Below are 21,912 nucleotides of genomic sequence, written 5' to 3' on the forward strand. Positions count from 1 at the left end.
GTATGAATCCGTTGTCATCGTCTTTTTCCAGCCCTGTCTCCCCCCGCTACAACGCCCAGCAAGCACGGGTGCGCGAGCAGGCGCGTCGCTGGCTGGAGCAAGACGTCCTGGTGCTGGATACCGAGGCGACCGGGCTGGGCGAGGATGCCCAGCTGATCGAGGTGGCGGTCATGACCCTCAGCGGTCGGGTGCTGCTCGATACCCTGGTCCGCCCGAGCATCGCCGTACCGCGCGAGGCGACCCTGATCCACGGTCTGACCGATGCCCACCTGGCCCAGGCGCCACGCTTTCCCGAGGTGTTCGCCACCCTCTGGCCCCTGCTGCAGGGCCGCACCGTGCTGGCCTATGGCATGGCCTTCGACTATCGCCTGCTGGCCCACAATGCCCGCCGCCACGGTCAGGCCCTGCCGCCGGAACTGGAGCGCGAGACGCCGCCGGTGCAACTGGTGGATGGCACCCGTCTGCACTGCCTGATGCAGCTCTATGCGCACTTCTGGCAGGAGCCGAGTCTGGACAGCCGCAGCCAGGACGGCTGGCGCCGCAAGTCCCTGGCCATGGCTGCCCGCCAGCAAGGCATCGCCGTGCAGGAAACCCATCGCGCCCTGCCCGATTGCCGACTCAAGGCCGCTCTGGTGCAGGCGCTGGGCGAGGACGCACCGGCTACCTGGAGCGGGCTGCAGGCCCTGGCGGGCTAGCCGGGCAGCAGTCCGCCGGCAACACCGGCAAGCAGACCGGCTAAATTCGCGCGGCTTGCCATACTGGAGGCGTCATCCAGCCCGAGGCACCGCCATGAAAGCCGTCGTCTATGAAGCCTTTTCCGCGCCACCCCGCCTGACCACGGTCGCCGACCCCACCCCCGAGCCCCACGGCGTCGTACTCAAGGTCATGGCCACTAGCGTCTGCCGCAGCGACTGGCACGGCTGGGTCGGCCATGACAGCGACATCGAGCTGCCCCATGTGCCAGGCCACGAACTGGCCGGGGTGGTCGAGGCGGTGGGCAGGGACGTGACCCTCTGGCGCATCGGCGACCGGGTGACGGTGCCCTTCGTCGGTGGCTGCGGCGCCTGTCCGCAGTGTCATGCCGGCCACCAGCAGGTCTGCGATCACCAATTCCAGCCCGGCTTCACCCACTGGGGGTCCTTCGCCCAGTACGTCGGCATCCACCAGGCCGATCTCAATCTGGTCGCCTTGCCCGAGCAGCTGGACTTCGCCACGGCGGCCAGCCTCGGCTGTCGCTTCGTGACGGCCTTTCGCGCGGTGGTCGATCAGGGCCGGGTCAGCGCCGGCCAGTGGGTGGCAGTGCACGGCTGCGGCGGCGTCGGCCTCTCGGCGATCATGATCGCCCGCGCCCTGGGCGCCCAGGTGGTGGCCATCGACATCACCGCCGACAAGCTGGCCCTGGCGCGTCGTCTCGGCGCGGTGGCGACGATCGATGCCACCCAGGTGGCCAGCGTCCCCGAGGCGGTGCAGGAACTCACCGGCGGCGGTGCGCACGTCTCCCTCGACGCCCTGGGGCATCCCACCACCTGCTGCAATTCCATCGCCAGCCTGCGCAAGCGCGGCAAGCACGTCCAGGTCGGGCTGCTGCTGGGTGACCAGGCGACCCCGGCGCTGCCGATGAACCTGGTGATTGCCCGGGAACTGGAGATCCTCGGCAGCCACGGCATGCAGGCCCATCGCTACGACGTGCTGATGACCATGCTGCGCCAGGGCACCCTGGCGCCGGAGCAGCTGATCGGCCGCGAGATCAGCCTGGCCGAATCCAGCGCGGCGCTGATGCACATGGATACCTTCGCAGGCACCGGGGTGACCGTCATCACCCGCTTCGACTAATCCGCCTCCGCCGCCTGCAACACCCAGCGCAGGCCCTGCAGGTCCTCGGCGGTCAAGGTTTCGCGCAGGCGGCAGAGACGATAGTGAACGCGGGTGTTCATGGCCACCCACTCCAGATCCTGGCGGGTGGGTTGGGCGACGAAATATTCACCGTAGCGCTCGTCCAGCCCGGCCATGCGGTACTGGCCCTTGAGCGGCAGGTAGATCTGGCCGTTCATCTCCCAGCGACTGGCGCTGCAGCCATTGAAGCGCACCTTGTCGCCGAAGGTGGAGAGCTGGGTGCGGAAATCGGTGGTGGCGTTGCCGGCACTGGTCTTGAACTGACTGGCGATCACGCTGAAGACGATGCCTTCCGGCGAGGGCGCGCCCCGCCATTCGATGACCCGGCGATTGAGGGCCGCGTCGAATCCATCGGTGAAGATACCGGCGGCCTGCGCCGTGAGCGTTGGCAGGGTCAAGGCACCCAGCAACGCCATCATTGTTTTCAAAACGAGCTCCTGGTGATGACCCCATCCTCCAGCCTGAGGCAGCAGGCCGAGGCGGCAAAGGGCCAGCTTCAGACTTTGGAGACCCGATTGGCTGAAAGGTGCCCCAACGGTCCGGATAAGCGGTATCTTTCACAGTCTAGGCTCTGTACGAAAAGTGCCTGCGCTCGGTGATGCTGCGTTAAAAATCAGCTCGGAATGCTCATTTACCCCTCGTAAACTCCGCTTCCTCGCCGATTTTTGTCTTGCCTGACCTTCGCTCGGCGATTTTTCATACAGAACCTAGCGACGAGCCTGCCTCGTCCACCCCCTTGAACCGTCGCCGGCGAGGCGTACGGCCCGACCACGAAACGACCGGCCAAGCCGCCGGAGAGCACTGCGAGGATCTATGAGCGCTGCGGACATCGATTGGAAGACCCTCGGTTTCGACTACATCAAGACCGACTTCCGCTATATCGCCACCTATCGCAACGGCAGCTGGGGACCCGGCGAGCTGACTCGCGACAACCAGCTGCATATCAGCGAAGGCTCCACGGCCATCCACTACGGCCAGCAGTGCTTCGAAGGCCTCAAGGCCTATCGCTGCCAGGACGGCTCCATCAACCTGTTCCGTCCCGATCGCAACGCCGCGCGCATGCACAGGAGCTGCGCCCGCCTGCTGATGCCGCCGGTCCCCACCGAGATGTTCATCGACGCCTGCCAGCAGGTGGTCAAGGCCAACGAGGCCTGGATTCCGCCCCACGGTACCGGCGGCGCCTTCTACCTGCGTCCCTTCGTCATCGGCGTGGGTGACAACATCGGCGTGCGTACCGCCCCCGAGTTCCACTTCGTGGTGTTCGGCATCCCGGTCGGTGCCTACTTCAAGGGCGGCATGACCCCGCACAACTTCGTGATCTCCGGCTACGACCGCGCCGCGCCCCAGGGCACCGGCGCCGCCAAGGTCGGCGGCAACTACGCCGCCAGCCTGATGCCCGGCGCCCAGGCCAAGGCCGAAGGCTTCGCCGACTGCATCTACCTGGACCCCCTGACCCACAGCAAGATCGAGGAAGTCGGTTCGGCCAACTTCTTCGCCATCACCGGCGACGGCAAGTTCGTCACCCCGCGCTCCGAATCGGTGCTGCCGGGCGTGACCCGCATGTCGCTGATGGACCTGGCGCGCGAGCGGCTGAACCTAGAAGTGGTCGAGGGCGATGTCCATATTGACCAGCTCGACCAGTTCGTCGAAGCCGGCGCCTGTGGCACGGCGGCGGTCATCACCCCCATCGGCGGCATCCAGTACGGCGAGAAGCTGCACGTCTTCCACAGCCTGACCGACGTCGGCCCCGTGACGCGCAAGCTGTACGAAGAACTGACCGGCATCCAGACCGGCGACAAGCCGGCCCCGGAGGGTTGGATCGTCAAGGTCTGACCTGGGGTTGGTTTGGTTCGAAAAAGGCGCCTCAGGGCGCCTTTTTCGTTGGAGAAGGGGTTGGCGGTAGGTTGGGTTGAGCGCAAGCGAAGCCCAACGCCAAAGGCACGGCGTAGGTTGGCGCTGAGCGCAAGCGAAGTCCAACGGATTGCGGTTAGGGTTATAGGTGCCCTAGCTATTTATCGCGATCTGTTCGTGGCTCTTGTTTCGCCCACCCGGGCGACTCACTTTTTTCAATCGCGAAAAAAGTAAGCAAAAACGCTTGCCCCGACCATCCGGCCCTACGCTTCGCTCCGGGTCCGCTCACGCCAGCGCCGTTCCGGGGTCGGCCTACACGGGCCGTCCATGGCCCGTTAGGCCTCTCGCCGCATCCATGCGGCTCGACCCACTCCACGACACTGGCGTTCACCCTGCTGAACGGGGCGATTCGCCAGCCTGAAAGTATTGGTGGAAGGACCTGTAGCGTGGACAACGGCGAAGCCTTGTCCACTTTTCGCGGTCAAGCACATCAGTGGAAAACGCTGCGCGGTTTTCCACGCTACGCCTTGACTCTACTGGAATCGCGGCCATGGGCCGCTCCTACGGGATATCCGGCTACTGTAGGAGCGGCCCATGGCCGCGATAAAGACAATTGGTTCGGCAGTTAAAGGCTGCCAGTGGAAAACGCTCTGCGGTTTTACACGTTACAGATCTTGTGAACGCCCAAGCTTCAGGCTTGCGCCCCGTCCCCGTCAGTGAGGCCGAGTGCAGGCGTTGCGGAGGGGGTTGCGAGGCAGGACGCCGAGCAAGGCGCGAGGGGCAGGAGGCCCCTTCGTGCCGTGCCCCCGGAGCGGCGCCGGAGCGAGGGGACCCGGAGCGTAGCGAAGGGCCGAAACGTGGGGCGTGCTTTCTTTTGCTTACTTTTCTTTGCACCGGGCGGCGATCCGCAAGCAAAGAAAAGTAAGTCGTCGGCTAGGCGAAACAGGGGCTACAAGCGAAACTCAACAACTAGCCGAAGCATCCAAGATCCAAGTCCGCAACGTTGGGCTTCGCTTGCGCTCAACCCAACCTACGCCGCCCTACCCTACACCCTCTCCCGCCGCCGCAGGATGGCGCGGGCGCCGATGAACAGCACCGCCACGCAGATCGCCGCCGCAAAGAACCACCGCTTCGACACATGATGCTCGGCGAAGAAGTCCCGCAGGATCTCGCCCACCGCATAACCGATGCCGGTCATGAAAAAGCCCCAGAGCAGCGCGCCGATGATGTTGAAGAACAGGAAGCGCCGCGGGCGTACGCCGCTGGCGCCGATCAGCAGCGGGCCGATCAGGCGGAAGCCGTAGGCGAAGCGGATACCGATGATCCACAGCGCCTCGTGGCGATGGATGCGGCTGCGCAACCAATCGATGCGCGCCTGCTGACGCTTGAAGCGCCCCAGGATGCGGTCGCCATAGCGCCGCCCGAGAAAGAACAGCGTCTGGTCACCGATGAAGCCGCCCAGGGCCACACAGACGGCCGTGAGCGGATACAGCAGGTAGCCGTGGCGGGCGGCGATGCCGGCCAGGATGGCCACGCCATCGCCCTCGATCAGGGCGCCCAGGACGGCGGCGCCGTAACCGTAGTTGCTGATGACCTCGCTGTCGATCATGGTGCGTCCCTAGAGACCGAGAATGGTCAGCATGATGAAGGTGCCGAACAGCACGAAGTGGGTCATGCCCTCGATGGCGTTGGTCTCGCCGTCGTTGAGGTTGATGGCGGCGACGATCAGGGTCACGGCCATCATCACCGTCTGCACCGGGGTCATGGCCATCTGGATGGGCTGGCCATTGTACAGGGCGATGGCTTCCACCACCGGCACGGTGAGGATCACCGTGGACAGGCTGGCGCCCAGGGCGATGTTGATCACCGACTGCATGCGATTGGCCATGGCCGCGCGCAGCGCGGTGAGGATCTCGGGGCTGGCGGAGATCACCGCCACCACCAGCGCGGGGACCAGCGCCGGCACCGCCAGGCCTTCCAGGCCGGTATCCAGCGACTTGGACATCACTTCGGCCAGGGCCCCGGTGGCGACGATGCCGACGATCAGCATGGCGATGGACAGGGTGGCGCTGCTTTCGCCATGGCCAGCGGTGGCGGCTTCGCCCTCGACCGCCGGACGCTTGCGCTTCTTGTCCGGGTAGTTGTAGCTGAAGAAATAGCTGTGCGGGCCGGTCTGCATGCGCAGGAACAGGGTATAGAGCAGCGCCATGGCGCCGATGGTGAAGAAGGAATAGACGTGCCACTGGGCCGAAGGGATGAATTCCGGCACCAGCATGGAGATGCTCACCGCGGTGATGATCATCACCCCGTAGCTGCGGCTGGAATCGTCGTTGTAGGGCTGTTCGCCATGCTTGAGGCCACCGAGCAGGGCGGCCAGGCCGATGATGCCGTTCATGTCCAGCATCACCGCGGCATAGATGGTGTCGCGGGCCAGGGTCGGCGAATGGTCGTGGCTCATCATGATCGCCAGGATGATCACCTCCACCAGCACGGCGGAGAGCGTCAGGATCATGGTGCCATAGGGATCGCCGACCTTTTCCGCCAGCAGTTCGGCGTGGTGGGCCACGCGCATGGCCGCGCAGATGATGGCGGCGATCAGACCGCCAGCCGCGATCAGCGCCAGGGTCTGGCCACCGCCGAGCAGGGTGTGTTCGAACACATAGGCCAGAACCGTGGCGCCGATGGCGACCAGCAGCAGGGTTTCGTCTTTGAGGGCGGCAAGCATGGAAAGGGGCGTCCTTGGTTGAGCAATGCCTTGTTACGACCGCCATAGACGGCAAAACGCTCGCACCGCGATACTGCCCTGCCCCGATCGCCCGCGCGGCCGCTCCTCAGCCCACCCGGGGGCGCGGCGCCAGGCGCTTCCACACCGCCTTGGTACCCGAGGCGCAGGCCTGGCGATAGCCCAGGGCATGGCGCTCCACCAGGAACCAGGAGACCACCGCCAACGGCAGGGTGATGCCGATCGAGAGCAGCACCATGGTCCAGGCCTCGATGCCGGGGATCACCGCCGCCAGGGTCTGCTGCACCGGGAAGGAATAGATGTAGAGCCCGTAGGAATAGTCGCCCACCTCGTTGAAGGCGCGGATGCGCCCGCCCGGAACGAAGGCGAGGTAGAGCAGCACGTAGCCCAGCGTCAGGTTGTAGACCAGGAAGAAGCTGTCACGGTCGGGGGTGGCCACCGCCAGCAGTGCCACGGCGGCAGCGAACAGCGCGCGCGACAGCGGAATGTAGCCGCGCAGCACATAGAAGGCACCCCCCAGAAAGAACATCTGGAACAGCCGCAGCAGGTGCGATTCGCTGGCGAAGAAGTAATAGGCGAACAGCTTGAACAGCACGGCACCGGCGGCGAACAGCAGGATGGCGCGCTGGAAGTGCCGGCTGTCCAGGCGCAGCCAGAGCACGGCCAGCCACAGCAGCGCCAGGGCACCGTACATGCCCACCTCGAAAGGCAGCGTCCACAGCGAGCCGTTGACGATGGTCTGTAGCGGATTGCCCTCGAACAGCCCGGGCAGGTCGAATTCGGCACCGGCGATCAACCCGGTGTTCTTCAGCAGATAGAACCAGGTCTGGGGATCGCTCAGATAATCCTGCAGCGGTGCCCGGGTCAGCCAGGCGCCGAGGCCGAGCACCGTCAGCATCAGCATCACCAGCAAGCCTGGCACCACGCGCAGGGCACGGCCCCAGACGAAGTCGATGATGTCGGCGCGGCTGAGCAGACTCTTGGTGACCAGGAAACCGCTGGTGATGAAGAAGATGTCGACCGCGATATCGCCGAGGGTCATGCCCAGGCTCTCGCGCCCGGGTTCCGCCGTGGCGGTGCCACTGGAGATGGCGAAACTGTGGCTGAAGACCACGGCGAGCGCCGCGATCATGCGAATCAGATTGAGATTGTTGTTCTTGCCGCCAACGTAATCCTGAACGGTCTGCACGGATACCTCACGCCTGGTGTTTGGAGCCATGCGTCCCGATTGTAGTCAGATCCGGACCCAATGCAGGTGTTATGGCCCTTTGCTGGCCCAAAGCGTGGAATGCTGGGAATTTCTAACCGACGAAGCCACCGTACATCGGTCAGCGGGAACCCGGATGCCTGCGGAAAACCCGGCAAAGCGTGCGACAATCGTCCATCTTTTTCCGATTCAGGCTATCCCGAGGCTCCCATGTACGACTGGCTCAACGCCCTGCCCAAGGCCGAACTGCACCTGCACCTGGAAGGCACCCTGGAGCCCGAACTGCTGTTCAAACTGGCCGAGCGCCATGGCGTCGCCCTGCCCTGGGGCGATGTCGAAGCCCTGCGCGCCGCCTACAACTTCGGCAACCTGCAGGAATTCCTCGATCTCTACTACGCCGGTGCCGACGTGCTGCGCACCGAGCAGGACTTCTACGACCTGACCTGGGCCTATCTGCTCAAGTGCAAGGAGCAGAACGTCATCCACACCGAGCCCTTCTTCGATCCCCAGACCCACACCGATCGTGGCGTTCCCTTCGAGGTGGTGGTGCGCGGCATCACCCAGGCGCTGAGCGACGGCGAGCGGCAGCTGGGCGTGACCAGCGGGCTGATCCTGAGCTTTCTGCGCCACCTTTCCGAAGACGCCGCCCAGGCCACCCTGGACCAGGCACTGCCGTTCCGCGACCACTTCGTCGCCGTCGGCCTGGACAGCTCGGAAAAGGGCCATCCGCCGAGCAAGTTCAAGCGTGTCTTCGCCCGTGCCCGTGCCGAAGGCTTTCCGGCCGTCGCCCACGCCGGCGAGGAAGGTCCGCCGGAGTACATCTGGGAAGCCCTCGACCAGCTCGGCGTGGTGCGGATCGACCACGGCGTGCGCGCCTTCGAGGACGAGCGGCTGATGGCCCGCCTGGTCGACCAGCAGATCCCGCTCACCGTCTGCCCGCTGTCCAACACCAAGCTCTGCGTGTTCGACGACATGAGCCAGCACACCATCCTCAAGATGCTCGACCGCGGCCTCAAGGTCACCGTCAACTCGGACGACCCGGCCTACTTCGGCGGCTACGTCACCGAGAACTTCATGGCCCTGCACGAAGGCCTGGGCATGACCCAGGAGCAGGCCCGGCGCCTGGCGCAGAACAGCCTCGACGCCCGCCTGGTGAAATGAGCATGAGCCTGACCGCTGCCGAGATTTCCTACTACGAACGCTTCGCCGAGCGCCTGGCCGACGCCGCCGCCGTGGCCATCCAGCCCTACTTCCGCGCCCAGCTGGCGGTGGACGACAAGGGCGACGCGGCCATCGCCGGTCGCCGCTACGACCCGGTGACCATCGCCGACAAGGCCGCCGAACGGGCCATGCGCGAACTCATCCAGGCCGAGCATCCGGATCACGGCATCCTCGGCGAGGAAGAAGAGAACGTCGCCGGCGGCAGCCCCCTGAGCTGGGTACTCGATCCCATCGACGGCACCCGCGCCTTCATCACCGGCCTGCCGCTGTGGGGCACCCTGGTGGCGCTCAACGACGGCAACCGTCCGGTGATCGGGGTGATGAACCAGCCCTTCACCGGCGAGCGCTACCTGGGCACCCCCGCCGGCGCCTGGCGCAACGGCGCGGCCCTGCGCACCCGCGCCTGCGCCAACCTGGCCCAGGCCCGGCTGATGTGCACCAGCCGCGACATCTTCGACACTCCCGAGCGCCTGGCCGCCTTCGACGCCGTGGCCGCCGAGGTGCAGCTGGCCCGCTTCGGCGGCGACTGCTACGCCTACTGCATGCTCGCCTCGGGTTTCGTCGACGTCATCATCGAAGCGGGCCTGCAGCCCTACGACGTCCAGGCGCTGATCCCCATCATCGAAGGCTCCGGCGGCCGCATGACCGCCTGGGATGGCGGCGATGCCCAGCAGGGTGGCGCCATCCTCGCCTGCGGCGATCCGCAGCTGCATGCGCAGCTGGTGGAGCGGTTGCAGCACCTGGCTTGAGGCTTGGCAGGCGGGGCCGTAGGTTGGGTTGAGCGCAGCGAAGCCCAACGCGGAGTTTGCCGTGATGCCTTGGTTTATCAGTGCCCTATTTGCTTATCGAGTGCTCGGATGGCTTTTGTTTCGCCTCCTAGGGCGAAACAAAAGCCTCAGCAAACCTCGATAAACAGCCAAGACACCAAAAGCCATCGCGTCCCCTCGCCAACCTCTTAAGCCCCCTCTAAGCCAAGTCCCGTATACCGGCAGGATTCCACCAAGAGTCCCTGCCGTGCGCCCCTCTTCGCCCCCTGCCTCCTCCAGAGCCGCAAAGCTGGAGCGGGCCCTGCTGCTCGGCTGCCTGGCCGCCTACCTGCTCGCCGGTCTGTTCGGCCGTGGTCTGTGGAAGGCCGACGAGCCCTACTCCTTCGGCATGCTGTGGAATTTCCTCACCACCCCGGACTGGCTGATTCCCCGGGTCGGGACCGCGCCCTTCATGGAAAAGCCGCCGCTGATGTACTGGACCGGCGCCCTCGCCGCGCGGCTGTCCGCGCCCTGGCTGAGCGTCCCCGACGGCGCGCGGCTGGCGGTGCTGGGCTGGACGCTGGTGACCCTGGCCGCGCTCGCCTGGCTGACCCAGCGGCTGCTGCCAGGTCGCCGGCGCGAGGCCGTGCTCGCGCTGCTGGGCATGCTCGGGGTGGTGCAGCACAGTCATCTGCTGATCGCCGACGTGCCCCAGCTGGCCGGCGCCACCCTGGGCCTCGCCGGGCTGGCCGCGCACCTGCACGACAACCGCCACCCCTGGCGCCAGGGCCTGCTGTTCGGCAGCGGCCTGGGTATCGCCTTCATGAGCAAGGGTCTGCTGGTGCCCGGGGTGCTGGGCCTCACCGGGCTGCTCTGCGCGCTCTGCTGGCCGCGGCGGCTGGTCGAGCCGGAAGGGCGTCACTGGCTGCTCGCCGCCAGTCTGGCCGCCCTGCCCTGGTTGCTGCTCTGGCCGGCGCTGCTCTGGCACCGGGCGCCGGAGCTGTTCCATACCTGGCTGTGGACCAACAACATCGGCCGCTTCTTCGGCCTGGAGGCGCGCAACAGCGATACCGATGGTCTGGCTTCCAGCCTGGAGGATCTGCTGGCGCTGTCCTTCCCCACCGGGCTGATCCTGCTCGGCGCTACCCTCTGGCAGCTGTATCGCCGTGGCGGCAGCCCGCTGAAGCGGCTGGGTCGGCATCCGGGACTGGCCACGGTGGTGCTCTATGCGCTCGTCTGCCTGGCGGTGCTGCTCAAGTCGGCGGTGTTTCGCAGCCTCTATCTGCTGCCGCTGTTTCCGGCCCTGGCGCTGCTGGCGGCAAGGTTGCAGCCACCGCCGGTCATCGCTCGCCTCGGCCGTGATACCAGCCTGGCACTCTGGACGCCGCTCATCGTCCTGCTGGCCCTGGGCGGTATCGGCCTGGCCCTGGGTTGGGCCCTGCCCTGGCCGCAGCTGATCCGCGAGCACTTGCCGATCACGGAACGCCTGGCGCCGAGTCCCCTGGCCTGGGCGGTCGCGCTGCTGGCCCTGGTAGGCTGGGGCGTCACCCTGGCGCTGCGTGTACAGCTGGCAGCCGCCAGCGTCTGGTTCGTCGGCCTGACGGTCAGCTGGACCCTGGCCAACAGCCTCTGGCTACCCTGGGTCGACCTGGGCAACAGCTATGCGCGGCCCTTCACCGCGCTGCAGCGGGTGCTCCCCGCCACGGATTGCGTGGCCAGCTACGGCCTGGGCGAGTCGGAGCGCTCCATGCTGCACGTCTACAGCGGCTATCCCCCACAGGAGCTGAGCGGTCTGCACCAGGTGCCCTGCCGGGTACTGGTAGTGCAGGACGAGTGGCACGAAGCCGTGACGGTACCGCCAGGCTGGCAGTTGCTCTGGCAGGGCGCCCGCCCCGGCAATCTCAAGGAGCGCTTCCGCGCCTTCACGGTGTTGCCGAGGGTGCCCTGAGGCGTTGGGCTTCGCTGCGCTCAACACCAACCTACAAGAACTCATTCCCCCGGTAGGTTGGTTGAGACGGCTCCACCGTCGAAGCCCAACGGGCCGTACTCAAAGGTCGCCGCCATTACCCCAGGCCGCGAGCAGATCCTGGGATTCCATCACCAGCCCCAGGTGCAGGGAGACCATGCTCAGCGCCGCCCGCTCCAGGCCTTCATCGGTTCCCCGCACTAGGTCGCGCAGGACGATGACCCGGTAGGTGCGGTTGCTGGCGTCGAAGGCGGTGTTGAGCACGCAGCAGTCGGTGAAGCCGCCATCCAGCACCAGGGTGGTGATGCGCTGGTTGCGCAGCAGGAAGTCCAAATCGGTGGGATAGAAGGCCGACAGCCGCCGCTTGTTTTCCACCCGCAGATCCTCGGGCAGGACCTCGGTGAGCAGCTCGGTCCAGGGCGAGCCTTCCAGGGCATGGGCGTCGGCATTGGGAATCGGCCCGACGTGCAGCGGAAAGGTCCGCCGCCAGGCCGCAGGAATACCGCCCAGGTCGTCGGCACCATTGGCACGCAGTACCGACTTCACATGGACGATACGCACGCCCAGGGCGCGGGCCTGGCGGTGGAAGGCGTCCACCGGTGCCACCAGGTCGCGGGCGCGGGGCGCCGGGCAGGGGCACTCCGGCGAGGCGTCCAGGTGGCCGCGGTGCAGGTCGATGGACAGCACCGCCGTGGTGCTCGGGTCCAGGTAATTGGCGAAGTCCGCCCGCGCCAGCAGGCGGGGCTCCTCGTAGACGAAAGCACGCAGGTTCATCGACGCTCCTCGCGGACATAGGCTTCGCCCAGGGCGCCGGGCTGGCTCAGGCGGTCACGCCCGGCCAGGGCGACCCAGATCATCACGCCCAGGGTGACGGCATAGGGCGCCATCAGGATGAAGTATTGCGACAGCCGCACCCCGGCGGCGGCCAGTTGCGGAATCAGCGCCTCGATGCAGCCGAACAGCAGCGCCCCGGCCAGGGCGCGCCAGGGCGACCAGCGGGCGAAGATCACCAGGGCCACGGCGATCCAGCCACGACCACCGGTCATCTCGGCGATCCACAGCTTGGTGCTGAGCACGGCGATGTAGCCCCCGGCCAGACCGACCAGCGCCGCGCCGGCGAGGATCGCCAGCAGCCGGTAGCCAGCCACCGAGAGTCCTGCCGCATCGGCCGCCTGGGGATTCTCGCCCACCGCCCGCAGGCGCAGCCCGGGGGTGGTGCGTTCAAGCCAGGCGATCACCGCGAAGAAGATCAGCGGGGTCAGATAGACCAGCAGGTTCTGCTGGAACAGCCGTCCCACCAGCGGCAGGTCCGACAGCGGCCAGAGTGCCAGCGCCGGCAGCCCGGACACCGGCTGGTTGGTCCAGCCCCAGAGGGTGCCGAGCAGGCCGGTGAGGCCCTGGCAGAAGAACACCAGGGTCAGGCCGGCAATCACCTGGTTGATGCGCAGCCAGATCACCATGACGGCGAACAGCAGCGACACCAGCGCCGCGGCGCCCATGGCCGCCAGCAGCGCCAGGCCGGCATTGCCCAAGGCCAGTTGCGCGCCGATGCCGAACAGCGCGCCGACCAGCATCAGGCCCTCGGCATGCAGGGCCAGCACCCCGGATCTTTCCGTGAGGATCAGCCCCAGCGCCGCCAGGGCGTAGGGTATGGCGAAGTCGGGGACGTTACCCAGCCAGCTGGCGAGCAGGTTCAAGCGGCACCTCCCTGGCTGCGTCTGAGCCGATGGCGGATGAAGAAATCCGAGGACGCCACGCAGATGACGATCAGCGCCTGGATCAGCTGCACCATGGCGAAGGGGATCTGGTAGAACACCTGCAGATTGCGCCCGGCGACGAACAGGGTCGCCACCAGGAAGGCCACCAGGGCGGCGGCCAGGGGGTTGTTGCGCGCCAGGAAAGCGATGAGGATCCCGGAGAAGCCGTAGCCCTGGTAGAAGGACTGGGTCAGTCGCCCTTCCTGCCCGGCCGCCACCACGAAACCGGCCAGCCCGGCCAGGGCGCCGGAAGCCAGCACCGTGGCAAGGATGGTGGCGCGCACCGGCACGCCGACGGCGCCGGCCACCCGCGGATTGGCGTCGACGAATCTCAGGTACAGCCCGGCGCGACTCAGGGCGACGAACCACCAGGCCAGCACCGCCACCAGCAGCGCCAGGGGTACCGCCAGGCTCAGCCCCGGCAACAACTCGGGCAGCCGCTCGAAGGGGCGGAACAGCGGCGAATAGGGAAAGGCGTCGCGTGGGTCCTTCCAGGGGCCGAACACCAGGTGCAGCAGGAAGTTGGCGGCGATGTAGTTGAGCATCAGCGAGGCGATGATCTCGTTCACCCCCAGGCGCAGCTTGAGCAGCAGGGGCGCCAGTGCCCAGAGCAGGCCGCCGAGCAGCGCCGCCACCAGCATCAGCGGCAGGCGCAGGGCTTCCGGGCCGATCTCGAACAGCGACACTGCCGTGGCGCCGAGGGCCCCCCAGATCATCTGGCCTTCCAGCCCCAGATTCCAGAAGCGCGCGCGAAAGGCCAGGCAGCCGGCCAGACCGACCAGGATCACCGGCGCGGCCTGGAACAGGGTGGCCTGCAGGCTCTGGGCATCGAACAGGGTGGCGACCACGAATTCGTTGAGCAACTCGCCAGCGGGCACCCCCGCCAAGACCAGGATGGCGGCCGACAGGCCCAGGCCCAAGAGCAGCGCAAGACCGAGGATCAGCGCCTGCCAGGGCCAGGCCAGCTGCTGGCGGATCTCCAGGGTGTAGCGGCGGCTGAACAGCGGTTGCCGTGGTCGCGGGCTAGCGACCTCGGCCAGGGGAGCACTCAGGGGTTCAAGCATGATTCACCATGGCATGGCCGATCGCCTGGCGATCGGCGGGTCGCTGGAATTCGGCGACGAGGCGTCCGGCGCTCATCACCCCGATGCGGTCGGCGAGGGCCAGTACCTCGTCCAGGTCTTCGCTGATCAGCAACACCGCGGCGCCGGCCTCGCGGGCGGCCAGCAGCCGTGCCTGCACCTCGGCACCGGCGCGCACGTCGAGGCCACGACTGGGACTGTGGGCCAGCACCAGCTGCGGTTCGCGGCCGAATTCCCGGGCGATCACCAGCTTCTGGGCGTTGCCGCCGGACAGCAGCGCCGCCTTCTGCCGCACCGAGCGCACGCCCTGGACATCGAATTGCGTGACCGCCGCCTGGGTCGCGGCTTCCTGGGCGCGTCTATCCAGGCGGGCGAAGCCACCGAAGCGACCGCTGTGCACCGCGCCGATGGCGAAGTTGTCGGCCACCGACAGGGACCCGGCCAGGGCGCTGCCATAGCGGTCGGCGGGAATGGCGGCGATGCGCAGGTCGCGGCGTCGGGCGCTGGCGGCCGCGGCCAGATCGCCGAAGCCCTCCAGCCGCACCTCGCCTTCGTAGGGCTGCGGCAGGCCCATCAGCACGTCGGCCAGCTCGCCCTGGCCGTTGCCGCCGACCCCGGCGATGCCATAGATCTCGCCAGCGCGCAGCTCCAGGTCGATACCGTCCAGCGCGCGCCGTCCGCCGCGTTCCGGGGTGCGCAGGCCACGCACCGTCAGCAGCGGTACCCCGGCGGCGCCTCGCGGAGTGTCGGCGAGCGGCTGGGCATCGCCCACGGTGAGGCGCACCAGTTCGTCCACCGACACCTCGGCGGGGTCCAGGCTGCGCAGGGTGCGGCCGCCGCGCATCACCGTGAGGCGGTCGGCGTAGCTCAGGGCGTCCTGCATGCGATGGGTCACCAGCACCACCGCCGCGCCCTCTGCCGCCAGGGCGCGCAGGGTCTGCAACAGCCGCTCGCCTTCGCCGTCGGTGAGCACCGCGGTGGGTTCGTCGAGGATGAGGATGCGCGCCCCGGCCAGCAGCACCTTGAGGATCTCCACCCGCTGCTGTTCGGCGATGGACAGCTCCGCCACGCGCTGCTCCGGGCGAATGGCGAAGCCCAGGGCGGCGGCCTGCTGGCGGATGCGTTCGCTGATCTCGGCCAGGCGCCGGCGATGGCTACCCTGCCCCGCCGGCAGGCCGAGCAACACGTTCTCCGCCACGCTGAAGGGTCGCACCAGCTTGAAGTGCTGGTGGACCATGCCGATGCGCAGCCGGGCGGCGTCCGCCGGACCGCGCAGCCGCACCAGGTTGTCGTCCACCAGGAGCTCGCCGGTCTCCGGCGCATAGAGGCCGGCGGCGATGTTCATCAGCGTCGACTTGCCCGCGCCGTTCTCGCCGAGCAGCGCATGCACCTCGCCCCAGCGCACCAGGAAGTCCGCCTGCTGCAGCGCCTGGAAGCCATCGAAGGTCTTGCCGACGCCACGCAGTTGCAGGGCGTTGTGTTTTTTCATGCTGGTCGGCCTTTGTCCAAGGATCGCCTCCGTGGAAAACGCTGCGCGGTTTTCCACCCTACCCAGGGGTGAACCGCTACTTCTGCGTCGTCACGCCCTGGACGAACCAGTCCATCTGCCACAGCGCCGGGTCGGACAGCACTTGGCCGGCGGCGACCCGCTCCTTGCCGTCGCGATCGCTCAGAGGACCGGCATAGATCTGCTTGCCCTTGAGCAGCGCTTCGCGCTCGGCGAGGATCTTTTCCTGGGCCGCCTTGGGCACGGCGTCGCCGAAGCCGGCGATGTCGGTGCCGCCGTCGGCCATGGACACCAGGGCACCGTTGGGTGCGGGTTTCCAGTGGCCGGCGATGACGCGCTTGAGCTCCGGCACCAGGAAGCGATCCCAGACCCACACCGAGGAGCAGAGGGTGGCCTCGGGCGCGAACTGGCGCATGTCGCGGTGGTGGCCGGTGCCATAAACGCCACGCTCCTGGGCGACGATCTGCGGCGTGGGGGTATCCACGTGCTGGCCGATGACGTCGGCGCCCTGGTCGATCAGCGCCGCGGCGGCGGCGCGCTCCTTGACCGGATCGTTCCAGCTGCCGGTGTAGATCACCGTGAGGGTGGCATTGGGATTCATCTGCCGGGCGCCCAGCTCGTAGGCGTTGATGGTCCAGTTCACCACGCCGAAGGGATTGGCGGCGACGAAGCCCAGCTTGCCGGTCTTGGACGCCGCGCCCGCGGCCATGCCACAGAGGTACTGGCTTTCGTAGGTGCGGCCATAGAAGGATTCCAGGTTGCGCCCGTTGGTGGTGCCCGAGGCGTTGAGGAAGGCCACCTCGGGATACTGCTCGGCCAGTTGCTTGAAGGTGTCGGAATAGCCGAAGGCGGTGCCGATGACGATGTTGGCGCCGCGCTTGATGAAGCGCTCGGCGGCCGGGCGGATGGCCGAGGCGGTCTCCGGCACGTTTTCCACGAACTGGATCTTCATACCCAGTTCCATCTCGATCTTCACCCGCGCCTCGTCCATGGCCTGGGTCCAGCCGCCGTCGTTCTTGGCGGTGAAATACAGCATGGCGATCTTCGGCTCGCCCTTGAGGGTGAAGCCCTCGTCGTCCGCCCGCGCCCCGGTACCCAGCCCTACCAACGCCAGCACGCACGCCACTCTTCCCAGCCATCTGCTCAGCATCGTCTCGTCCTTAGTCTTGTCTACAGCATGTGGTTGATACGGAACACGTTGCCTTCCGGGTCCAGCAATACGGCCTGGTACCAGTGGTAGTAGGTTTCGTAGGGCGCCTTCAGCAGGCGGGCACCAGCGGCTTCGGCCACCGGCACCAGCCGGTCCACCTCGGCGCGGCTGTCCACCTCCAGGTTGAGCAGGAAGCGGCAGCCCTCACTGCCGGCGAATTCGCCCAGCCCCAAGAGCTCATAGGCCTCCGGCGCATTGAAGCCGATGGCGGTCTTGCCGGTGTCCAGGCCGCGAAAGATCGGCGAGCGGATCGCCTCAATCTCGGGAAAATCGAACACCCGCTGGTAGAAGCCACTCAGGGCCACCACGTCCTGGGCGAAGACGTTGACGTAGGAAAGACTCGGCATCAGGCCACCCGCACGCCGGTCTGGGTCCCGCCGAAGGTGGTCTGCTTGACGAACTTGGATCTCAGGTGGTCGCCCGAGGTGATGGGCGCATGGCGCGGCGGCGTGCCGGGCGTGGCGCAACCGGGCAGGCATTGGATGAGGGTGTCGTAGTTGGGCTGGTGGAAGAACACCAGGGACTGGCGGCGGGTGTCGCAACCGGCATCCGCCGGTGGATTCACCACCCGGTGCAGGGTCGAGACCCAGCGGTCGTTGGTCCACTGCATCATCAGGTCGCCGATGTTGACCACGAAGCCGCCCGGCACCTTGGGCACGTCCACCCACTCGCCGTCGGCATTGCGCACCTGCAGGCCACCGGGCGCGTCGTCGGGGCGGACGATGGTCAGGCTGCCGTAGTCGGTATGAGCCCCGGCGCGCAGCTGGCCGGGCAGCGCCGCCTCCTGCTGGTGGGGATAGCAGAGGGTGCGGAACATGCTGATGTGGCGATCGATGCGGCTGTCGAAATAGGTTTCCGGCAACGCCAGCCCCAGGGCGAAGAGGCGCATCAGGGTGCGTGCCAGGTCGCTCATGGCGGCGAAATACTCGGCATAGGCCTCGCGGAAACCGGGGATGGCTGTCGGCCAGACGTTGGGCGCGAAGTGCGGCCCGGCTTCCGGACCGCGGTAGTAGGCCGTCTCCGGGACGTCCAGCGGACCTATGGAAAAGGACTCCTTGAGATCCCCTGGCGCCGCCTCCTCCAGGCTGTAGGACAGACTCTCCTCGGCCACCGCGCTGTAGCCGCGCACCTGATCCGGGCGCGGCCGATCGGCCTTGCGCTTCTCCGCCAGCGGCAGCTCGAAGAAGGCCCGCGAGAGACGCGAGACGCGCTCGACCAGTTCCTCGGGCACCTGATGGTGGGTGATGACCAGAAAGCCGATATCGCGGCAGGCCTGGTCGACGGCCTTGGCCACCGCCTGCTTGCCGGCGGCCGAGCCGGCGAAATAGGGAGCCAGATCGATGATGGGAACACTGGACAGCGGCATGACGGACCTCACGGGTTGGACGAAAGGAGACAGCGCGACGCACGTTCACCGGGCAGGACGGCAGCAGGGAAATTGCAACCGTTGTGCCATCTTTGGACCATTTGGTAAAAACTTGAAAAGCCAATGAAAACAGCAGGTTGAGGAAGAGATTCAGAATCTGCTGACGGCGCGCTGCACCTTGAGCGATCAGCGTGCACCGGGGTGGCGCCCATGGGGGGGCGGCGCCGAGCGGGAAGGCGTTGGCGAGAGGGAACGGCTTGGCGACGTTGGGCTTCGGCACTGTAGCCGCCTCGACTCAACCTGCGGCTAGCCTCTGCGTAGGTTGGGTCGAGCGCAGCGAAGCCCAACGAATCCGGACCATCACGTTGGATACTGCAGTTTCCAGCTGTTGGGCTTCGGCGATGGAGCCATCTCAACCCAACCTGCGGACCCTCCCGCTCACACTATCCAACCAACGCCCTCTCCCCGCGGGAGAGGGTTGGGGTGAGGGCCACCCTGCACGGACGCCACAAACGACAACGCCCGTGCCGGCATTGCCGGACACGGGCGCTGTGGGAACCTGTTGCCAGGCTTAGTGCTGGTGACCGCCTTCGCCATGGATGTGGCCGTGGGCGATTTCTTCGTCGCTGGCCGCACGCACGTTGACCACCTTGACGTCGAAATTCAGACGCTGGCCGGCCAGGGGATGGTTGCCGTCGACGGTGACCTGGTCGCCGTCGATGTCACGCACGGTGACGATCTGCATGGCGCCATCCGGGCCGGAGGCGTGGAACTGCATGCCCACTTCCAGCTCGTCCACGCCTTCGAACATTTCCTTGCCCAGGGTGGCAACCAGTTCGGGGGTGTATTCGCCGTAGGCGTCTTCCGGCTCGATGGCCACCTTCAGCTCGTCACCAGCCTGCTTGCCGGACAGGGCGCGCTCGAGGCCGGGAATGATGTTGCCCGCGCCTTGCAGGTATACCAGCGGAGCACCACCAGCGGAGCTGTCGATGACTTCGCCGGCGTCGTTGGTCAGGGTGTAGTCGATGGATACTGCCGTGTTCGCCGCGATCTGCATGGCCAGAACCTTCATGCTGGGAAAAAAATAGGATGACGCATCAGTCTACGCGTCCAACCTAGCAATTGCGAATGCGTTCGGTCAGTCCCCTGGCGCCCGGAGGCATCTGGAGGGCGCCCCTGCACCGGTACTCGACCGCTCGTCACGCAATCGACATGGCCGCTTCACGGCGCTGTCATCCCGGCTACCTAGGGTTTGCTGCATACCCACTGCCGGAGCCCTGCCATGCCGATTCCAGTGTCCGCACCGCCCGCGCTGCGCGCCGAACGCCTGTCGACCGCCGCGGATATCCGCGCTGCCCAGCGCCTGCGAGCTGCGGTCTTCGGCAGCACCTACGGCGTGCATTTCGCCGACAACCTCGACCAGGACGCCTACGACGCCCACTGCCTGCACCTGGGGGTGCGCGACCTGCGCAGCGGCGAGCTGATCGCCACCACGCGGCTGCTCGACGGGCGCCGCCGCGAGCGCCTGGGCAGTCTCTACAGCGAAAGCGAATTCCAGCTGGAAGGCCTGGATGGCCTGCAGGGTCCGCTGCTGGAGATCGGCCGCACCTGCGTGGCGCCCGGGCATCGCACCGGCGCCGCCATCGCCCTGCTGTGGGCGGAACTGGCCGAGATCATGGCCTGCGGCGACTATCGCTACCTCATGGGCTGCGCCAGCGTGCCCATGGCCGACGGCGGTCTGCAAGCCGCCGCCCTGCTGCGCCAGGCCGCGCGGGACGAGCGTATCCCGGCGATCCGCGCCACGCCGCGGCGCCCGCTGCCCTTCGTCGCCGTGCCCGACAACCTGGTGGTGCAGCTGCCGCCCCTGCTCAAGGCCTATCTGCGCCTGGGCGCCCAGGTCTGCGGCGCGCCTTGCTGGGATCCGGAATTCGGCGTGGCCGACGTCTTCATCCTGCTCAAGCGCGAAGACCTCTGCCCGCGCTATGCCCGCCATTTCAAGGCCGCGGTATGAGGCGACCGCGCCTCGCCGTGCGGCTGCTGCCGGTCCTGGCCGCACTGCTGCTCGGAGCGCTGTTCGCCCTGACGGTGGCGCTGGCGGTAGCGCTCAGTCACCGGCCCTGCCTGGGGTTGCGGCAACGGCTGACGCGACGTTTCTTCCAGCTGCTGGCCCGGACCCTGCGCCTGCGCCTGGAGGTCCGCGGCGAGGTACCGCGCGGCACCCACCTCTGGCTGGCCAATCATGTGTCCTGGCTGGATATCGTCGCCCTCGGCAGCTTGCGGCCGCTGGGCTTCCTGTCCAAGGCGGAGGTGGCGGAGTGGCCCTTCGCCGGCTGGCTGACGCGCCAGGCCGGCACCCTGTTCATCCGCCGTGGCGCCGAACGCGGTGACGCCCTGAGCGAGGCGCTGACCACGCGCCTGACCCAGGGCCTGTCACTGGCGCTCTTTCCCGAGGGCACCACCACCGACGGCAGTGTGCTGCGCACCTTTCATGGCCGGCTGTTGAGTCCGGCCATCGCCACCGGTACCCCACTGCAACCCGTGGCCCTGAGCTACTGGCGCCACGGCGAGCCTGACCGGGCCGCGGCCTTCATCGGCGACGACGACCTGGTGAGCCACATGCTGCGCCTGCTGGACAACGGCGGCACCACCCTGAGGATCGAGTTGCTGCCAGCCATCCTGCCCCAGGACCGGCCGCGCCAGGTGCTGGCAGGTGAATGCCAGGCGGCCATCGCCGCCCGCCTCGGGATTCAACTGGAAACGCGCGCCGCGCGCTCGGCGGCGGCAAAAGCCTGCAGCTGCGGATAGAAGTCGCGAAAGTCTGCCAGCAGGCCATCGTAGGCGGCCTCCAGCTCGGCGAAGGCGCCGGCCAGCAGTTCCGGACGCGACAGCCGCCGCGCCATGCCCTCCACCACCCGCTCCAGCACGGCGAAGTCCCGGTAGCTGCCCAACCAGTCCTGATGCGCCATCAGGGGTGCGATGCGGGCCAGCCGTGGCGGCAGTTCCGGCTCCTCCAGCAGGGTCTGGTAGCAGTCCGCGACGAAACCCGGCAGCGGCTGCTCGGCATAGTCGTGCCAGAGGCGCGCCAGGCAGTGATCGAAGAAGACATCCACCAGCAGTCCGGCCACCCGCCGCCGCGCTGCGGGCAACCGGGCCTTGGCCCGGATCACCAGAGGGTGGTCGTCGGTATAGACGTCGATGCGCCGGTGCAACCGGATACCGGCGGCGATTCCAGCGGGCCAGGCGTCCGCCGAGCCCTTGACGAAATCGCCATAGAGGCTGCCGAGGCGATCTTCACGGCTGGGGCCGCCCAGGTGCAGGTGCGCGAGATAATTCATCCCTTCAGCATACTCCAGCCGCGAGCGG

At 67.3% G+C, this 21,912-nt stretch carries 21 protein-coding genes; 8 read left to right on the forward strand and 13 right to left on the reverse strand.

The genetic code is table 11. The annotated features are described in order from the left end of the window. The first annotated feature begins 2 nt into the window (after positions 1 to 2). Positions 3 to 695: a 3'-5' exonuclease gene (locus BGI51_RS03560; protein WP_252977203.1), complete on the forward strand. Its 693-nt coding sequence runs from the start codon at positions 3 to 5 to the stop codon at positions 693 to 695. A 94-nt stretch (positions 696 to 789) separates the two neighbouring features. Continuing rightward, positions 790 to 1,833 carry a zinc-dependent alcohol dehydrogenase family protein gene (locus BGI51_RS03565; RefSeq protein WP_187980336.1) on the forward strand — a complete coding sequence of 348 codons (1,044 nt, stop codon included), beginning with the start codon at positions 790 to 792 and terminating at the stop codon, positions 1,831 to 1,833. Here the strand turns inward: BGI51_RS03565 and BGI51_RS03570 are convergent. Beyond that, positions 1,830 to 2,321: a hypothetical protein gene (locus tag BGI51_RS03570; RefSeq protein ID WP_178083908.1), complete on the reverse strand. Its 492-nt coding sequence runs from the start codon at positions 2,319 to 2,321 to the stop codon at positions 1,830 to 1,832. The genes BGI51_RS03565 and BGI51_RS03570 overlap by 4 nt on opposite strands. A gap of 385 nt (positions 2,322 to 2,706) precedes the next feature. On the opposite strand from BGI51_RS03570, the gene BGI51_RS03575 reads away from it, so the two are divergent. After that, the gene (locus BGI51_RS03575; protein ID WP_133861416.1) at positions 2,707 to 3,726 is read left to right on the forward strand and encodes a branched-chain amino acid aminotransferase; all 1,020 of its coding nucleotides are present in this window, start codon (positions 2,707 to 2,709) and stop codon (positions 3,724 to 3,726) included. A gap of 1,063 nt (positions 3,727 to 4,789) precedes the next feature. Here BGI51_RS03575 and BGI51_RS03580 read toward each other — a convergent pair. From BGI51_RS03580 to BGI51_RS03590, 3 genes are all read right to left on the reverse strand, one after another. Continuing rightward, positions 4,790 to 5,353 carry a DedA family protein gene (locus tag BGI51_RS03580; protein WP_133861417.1) on the reverse strand — a complete coding sequence of 188 codons (564 nt, stop codon included), beginning with the start codon at positions 5,351 to 5,353 and terminating at the stop codon, positions 4,790 to 4,792. Between the two features lie 9 nt (positions 5,354 to 5,362). Continuing rightward, complete coding sequence (locus BGI51_RS03585; protein ID WP_187980337.1) at positions 5,363 to 6,469, reverse strand: calcium:proton antiporter; 1,107 nt, start codon at positions 6,467 to 6,469, stop codon at positions 5,363 to 5,365. Between the two features lie 106 nt (positions 6,470 to 6,575). Continuing rightward, complete coding sequence (locus BGI51_RS03590; protein WP_252977204.1) at positions 6,576 to 7,676, reverse strand: acyltransferase family protein; 1,101 nt, start codon at positions 7,674 to 7,676, stop codon at positions 6,576 to 6,578. 228 nt (positions 7,677 to 7,904) lie between these two features. Here BGI51_RS03590 and BGI51_RS03595 point away from each other — a divergent pair, with 228 nt between their 5' ends. The 3 genes from BGI51_RS03595 (at position 7,905) to BGI51_RS03605 (ending at position 11,609) form a co-directional block, all read left to right on the forward strand. Next, the gene (locus BGI51_RS03595; RefSeq protein WP_133861420.1) at positions 7,905 to 8,855 is read left to right on the forward strand and encodes an adenosine deaminase; all 951 of its coding nucleotides are present in this window, start codon (positions 7,905 to 7,907) and stop codon (positions 8,853 to 8,855) included. A gap of 2 nt (positions 8,856 to 8,857) precedes the next feature. Continuing rightward, positions 8,858 to 9,664 (forward strand): histidinol-phosphatase, encoded by an 807-nt coding sequence (gene hisN, locus BGI51_RS03600; protein ID WP_187980338.1) that lies wholly within the window; start codon positions 8,858 to 8,860, stop codon positions 9,662 to 9,664. 265 nt (positions 9,665 to 9,929) lie between these two features. Beyond that, the gene (locus tag BGI51_RS03605; protein ID WP_187980339.1) at positions 9,930 to 11,609 is read left to right on the forward strand and encodes an ArnT family glycosyltransferase; all 1,680 of its coding nucleotides are present in this window, start codon (positions 9,930 to 9,932) and stop codon (positions 11,607 to 11,609) included. Between the two features lie 99 nt (positions 11,610 to 11,708). Here the strand turns inward: BGI51_RS03605 and BGI51_RS03610 are convergent, their stop codons facing one another. The 8 genes from BGI51_RS03610 to BGI51_RS03645 form a co-directional block, all read right to left on the reverse strand. Next, positions 11,709 to 12,401, reverse strand: coding sequence for a cysteine hydrolase family protein (locus BGI51_RS03610; protein ID WP_252977205.1), 693 nt, complete (start codon positions 12,399 to 12,401; stop codon positions 11,709 to 11,711). After that, positions 12,398 to 13,324 carry an ABC transporter permease gene (locus BGI51_RS03615; RefSeq protein WP_187980340.1) on the reverse strand — a complete coding sequence of 309 codons (927 nt, stop codon included), beginning with the start codon at positions 13,322 to 13,324 and terminating at the stop codon, positions 12,398 to 12,400. The genes BGI51_RS03610 and BGI51_RS03615 overlap by 4 nt, the downstream gene beginning before the upstream one ends. Further along, positions 13,321 to 14,448, reverse strand: coding sequence for an ABC transporter permease (locus tag BGI51_RS03620; RefSeq protein ID WP_187980341.1), 1,128 nt, complete (start codon positions 14,446 to 14,448; stop codon positions 13,321 to 13,323). Before BGI51_RS03620 ends, BGI51_RS03615 begins: the two co-directional genes overlap by 4 nt. After that, positions 14,441 to 15,955, reverse strand: coding sequence for an ABC transporter ATP-binding protein (locus tag BGI51_RS03625; RefSeq protein WP_187980342.1), 1,515 nt, complete (start codon positions 15,953 to 15,955; stop codon positions 14,441 to 14,443). Before BGI51_RS03625 ends, BGI51_RS03620 begins: the two co-directional genes overlap by 8 nt. Positions 15,956 to 16,031: 76 nt before the next feature. Continuing rightward, positions 16,032 to 17,123: a BMP family ABC transporter substrate-binding protein gene (locus tag BGI51_RS03630; RefSeq protein ID WP_187980343.1), complete on the reverse strand. Its 1,092-nt coding sequence runs from the start codon at positions 17,121 to 17,123 to the stop codon at positions 16,032 to 16,034. Positions 17,124 to 17,143: 20 nt separating this feature from the next. Then, entirely contained in the window at positions 17,144 to 17,530 is a 387-nt protein-coding gene (locus tag BGI51_RS03635) for a VOC family protein (protein WP_187980344.1), read from the reverse strand. After that, the gene (locus BGI51_RS03640; RefSeq protein ID WP_187980345.1) at positions 17,530 to 18,549 is read right to left on the reverse strand and encodes an isopenicillin N synthase family dioxygenase; all 1,020 of its coding nucleotides are present in this window, start codon (positions 18,547 to 18,549) and stop codon (positions 17,530 to 17,532) included. Before BGI51_RS03640 ends, BGI51_RS03635 begins: the two co-directional genes overlap by 1 nt. A gap of 571 nt (positions 18,550 to 19,120) precedes the next feature. Next, positions 19,121 to 19,606 carry an FKBP-type peptidyl-prolyl cis-trans isomerase gene (locus tag BGI51_RS03645; RefSeq protein WP_017639847.1) on the reverse strand — a complete coding sequence of 162 codons (486 nt, stop codon included), beginning with the start codon at positions 19,604 to 19,606 and terminating at the stop codon, positions 19,121 to 19,123. Positions 19,607 to 19,831: 225 nt separating this feature from the next. Between BGI51_RS03645 and BGI51_RS03650 the strand changes: the two genes are divergently transcribed. Continuing rightward, positions 19,832 to 20,560 carry a GNAT family N-acetyltransferase gene (locus tag BGI51_RS03650; protein ID WP_007162722.1) on the forward strand — a complete coding sequence of 243 codons (729 nt, stop codon included), beginning with the start codon at positions 19,832 to 19,834 and terminating at the stop codon, positions 20,558 to 20,560. Next, complete coding sequence (locus BGI51_RS03655) at positions 20,557 to 21,354, forward strand: lysophospholipid acyltransferase family protein (RefSeq protein ID WP_187980346.1); 798 nt, start codon at positions 20,557 to 20,559, stop codon at positions 21,352 to 21,354. The genes BGI51_RS03650 and BGI51_RS03655 overlap by 4 nt, the downstream gene beginning before the upstream one ends. Here the strand turns inward: BGI51_RS03655 and BGI51_RS03660 are convergent. Next, on the reverse strand, positions 21,297 to 21,884 hold the full coding sequence (locus BGI51_RS03660; RefSeq protein ID WP_187980347.1) for an ACP phosphodiesterase: 588 nt from the start codon (positions 21,882 to 21,884) through the stop codon (positions 21,297 to 21,299). The two genes, BGI51_RS03655 and BGI51_RS03660, sit on opposite strands and share 58 nt — an antisense overlap. Positions 21,885 to 21,912: the final 28 nt, after the last annotated feature.

This window comes from Pseudomonas oryzihabitans (assembly GCF_014522265.1).
Lineage (GTDB): Bacteria > Pseudomonadota > Gammaproteobacteria > Pseudomonadales > Pseudomonadaceae > Chryseomonas > Chryseomonas aestiva.